This is a genomic window from Pseudomonas sp. CAM1A (assembly GCF_047501685.1).
GTDB lineage: Bacteria > Pseudomonadota > Gammaproteobacteria > Pseudomonadales > Pseudomonadaceae > Aquipseudomonas.
In genome coordinates this window covers 1-3,694 of sequence record NZ_JBFNXP010000034.1, presented here as the reverse complement: position 1 = coordinate 3,694, position 3,694 = coordinate 1, and the positions used below count along the sequence as shown (strand labels likewise).

1 protein-coding gene is annotated in these 3,694 nt (G+C 69.1%); it reads right to left on the bottom strand.

Going from position 1 to position 3,694, the window contains the following annotated elements:
- Window positions 1-3,694: amino acid adenylation domain-containing protein (locus ABZO33_RS26730; protein WP_414538493.1), on the bottom strand; the 3,694-nt coding region annotated here is incomplete at both ends.

Here is a 3,694-nt window from a genome sequence, read left to right as displayed (position 1 = left end):
GTGGGCCAGCAGGCGCGCCAGGCGTTGGTGAGTCAGGCGCACGCCGTCGACTACGTCCATCGCTCCCACGCTGACCCGCAGCGGCAGGGTGTTGATGAACATGCCCAGCGCCCGCTCGGCGCCTTCGCCGCCCTGCAGGCGACCGAGCAACACGGTGCCGAACACCACCTCCTCGCGGCCGGACAGCTGTGCCAGCACCTGGCCCCAGGCCTGGTGCACCAGGCTGGCGACGCTGATCCCCAGCGCCCGGGCCTGCTGACGCAGGCGCAGGGCCAACGGCTCGTCCAGGCGTGTGCGATGGTCGAGCACGTGACTGCCGTCGCCCAACGCCTCGCGCAGGCCGAACACTTCGGTTGGCGCGTCGACATCGCCGAGCAGTTCGCGGAACAGCGCCTCCTGCGCCTGGCTGTCGTCGCGCAAGCGCGCCTGGGCCACATAGGTGCGGTACGGCACGCTGTCGCCCTCGGGCATGCGCCCCAGCAGCACATCGCCGACCTCGGCCACCAGCAGTTCCATCGCGGCATGGTCGAGGAGGATATGGTGCAGCAGCAGGGTCGCCTGCAGGCGGCCCTGTTCCACATGGCTGCTCAGGTGCATCAGCGGAGCGCGGCCCAGGTCCAGGCGCACGTTGTCCAGTGCCGGCTGAATGTCCAGGCGCGCTTCACGCCAGACCACCTGCACCGCTTCGTCGAGCCCCTGCCAGTGCACGCTGGTGCGCAGGATGTCATGGCGGGCGATAACCTGGTTCAGCGCCGCGACGAAGGCCTCCAGCTCGGCCTGGCCGGCGAAGGCGAAGCCCAGTTGCAGCACGTAGGGGTCGACCTCGGCGCTGGCCAGGTGGTGGTAGAGAATGCCCTGCTGCAACGGCGCGAGGGCGTACAGGTCCTGGATATTGGCCGCGCCACCGGGAATCCGCTGCACCAGGCTGTCAAGCGCGGTCTGCTCCAGGCGCGCCAGCGGCAGCATCTCAGTGGTAATGCGTGTGCAGCCCGCCGGGATTCGGTTGGCCGGTACCTCCAGCATCACTTCACCGCCCACCGCCGCCGCCAGCGCTGCCAGGGTCGGCTGGCCGAACAGCACCCGCACGTCCGCCGCCAGACCCGCTTGGCGCATGCGCGCGGTCAGGGTCACGGCCAGCAGCGAGTGGCCGCCCAGTTCGAAGAAGTTGTCGTGGCGACCAACCTGTTCGACGCCCAGCAACTCACGCCATAGTTGCGCCAACAGGGTCTCGACCTCGCCTTGCGGCGCCTCGTAGACCTGCTGCGTGGTTTCCGGTTGCGGCAGCGCCTTGCGGTCCAGCTTGCCGTTGGGGCTCAGCGGCAGTGCCTCGAGGTGGGTGAACGAGGCCGGCACCATGAACTCCGGCAACTGGCCCAGCAGTGCCGAGCGCAAGCTGTCCGACGCCTGCAGGGCACCGGTGTAGTACGCCACCAAACGCTGCTCGCGGGCCAGCACCACCGCCTCCTTGACCCCTTCGATACGGGTCAGGCAAGCCTGGATCTCGCCCAGCTCTATACGCAGGCCGCGGATCTTCACCTGGTCGTCGTTGCGACCGAGGTATTCCAGGTTGCCGTCGGCCAGGTAGCGGGCCAGGTCGCCGGTGCGGTACATCCGGCCACCGGCCCCCAGCGAGAACGGGTCATCGAGGAAGCGTTCGGCGGTCAGTTGCTCGCGGTTGAGATAGCCCCGCGCTACCTGCACGCCACCGATGTACAGCTCGCCGGCCACGCCCAGCGGCACCGGCTGGCCCTGGGCGTCCAGCACGTACAGCGCGGTATTGGCGATCGGCTTGCCGATCGGCGTGTTGTCCGGCGCCGTCACGCAGTGCCAGGCACTGACGTCCACCGCCGCCTCGGTCGGGCCATACAGGTTGTGCAGCTCGACCGTCGGCAGTTGTGCGTGGAAACGCCTTACCAGGCTGCCGGGCAAGGCCTCGCCGCTGCACAGCACACGCTTGAGCTGGTGCGCCAGGACCTCACCGTGGGCGAGGAACACATCGAGCATCGACGGGACAAAGTGCAAGGTGCTGACCTGCTCGTCACGGATCACCGCGCGCAGGTACTCGGGGTCGCGGTGCCCGCCCGGACGCGCCATCACCAGGCGCGCGCCGGTCTGCAGCGGCCAGAGGAACTCCCATACCGACACGTCGAAGCTGAATGGGGTTTTCTGCAGCACCACGTCGCCGGCGCCCAGCTGATAGGCGTCCTGCATCCACAGCAGGCGGTTGACCACCCCGGCATGCTCGTTCATCACGCCCTTGGGCAGGCCGGTGGAGCCGGAGGTGTAGATCACGTAGGCCAGGTGCCGCGCGGTCAGCCCGGACACCTGCGGGGCATGCGCCGGCTGCGCCTGCCAGGTCGGCCGGTCGAGGTCGATCAGCACCGCCTGGCTCGCCTGCGGCACGTCGCGGGTGGCGCCGTGCACCAGCACCGCCAGCGGCGCGCTGTCATCGAGCATGTGGCGGATGCGCTCGGCCGGGTACTCCGGGTCGACCGGTACATAGGCACCACCGGCCTTGAGAATGGCCAGCAGGCCGACCACCATCGACAGCCCGCGCTCGACGCAGATCGCCACGCGGTCGTCGGGCTGCACGCCCAGCGCGATCAGGTGATGGGCCAGGCGATTGGCCTGCTCGTCGAGCTGGCGATAGGTCAGCTCACCTTCCTCGGCCCTTACCGCCACGGCGTCCGGGGTACGCATTACCTGGGCCTCGATCAGCCCGTGCAGGGTCTGATCGAGGTCGTGGCCCACCCGTGTGTCGTTGAAGTCGATCAGTACTCGGCGCCGCTCCTCGGCACTCAGCACCGGCAACCGGCTCAGCGCCTGCTGCGGATGCTGTTCGAGCGCCAGCAGCAGGCCATCGAGCACTTGCAGCATCTGCGCGCAGATCCGCTGCGCACCCACCTGGGCCGACACCTGCACGGCCAGGCGCAGACCATCACCGAAATCATCGACGTTCAGGTTCAACGGGTAGTTGCTGCGCCCTTCGCTACTCAGGATCTCGATGCCCTCCCAGGCTTGAGACTGCGGCGCGATACGGGTGCTCTGCCGGTAGTTGAGCATGGCGCTGAACAGCGGCAGCGGTGCGGCCACCTGGCTGCAGCGCTGGGCCAGGGCCAGCGAGGCGTGCTCGTGGACCAGCAGCGCCGACAGCTCGCGGTGGGTCGCCAGCACACCTTCGCGCACGCCCAGCCCGTCCAGGTCGATCCGCAGCGGCAGGGTATTGATGAACATGCCCAGCGCCCGCTCGCTGCCCTCACCGCCCTGCAGGCGGCCCAGCAGCACAGTGCCGAACACCACGCGGTCCTTGCCGCAGGCCACCGCCAGCAGGCGCGCCCAGGCCAGGTGCACCAGGCTCGCGGTGCTCACCCCCAGTTGGCGGGCCTGATCACGCAGGCGGCCATAGCGGGCGCCGTCGAACGCCACCTCGGCCTCATCGAGAGGCAGGCCTCCGCCCTGCACCTCGCGCAGGCCGAACGGCAGGCTCGGCTCGTCGATATCGCCCAGGCGGGCACGGAAGAACATTTCGTGCTCGGCCTCGCTGACACCCAGGCGCGCCTGTGCCACGTAGTTGCGGTACGGCACCGAGGCCGGCAACGGCTCGGTCAGGCCCAGCAAGTAGCCGCGCAGCTCGGCCTGCACCGCCTGCATGGCGATATGGTCGAGCACGATATGGTGGAACTGCAGCACTGCC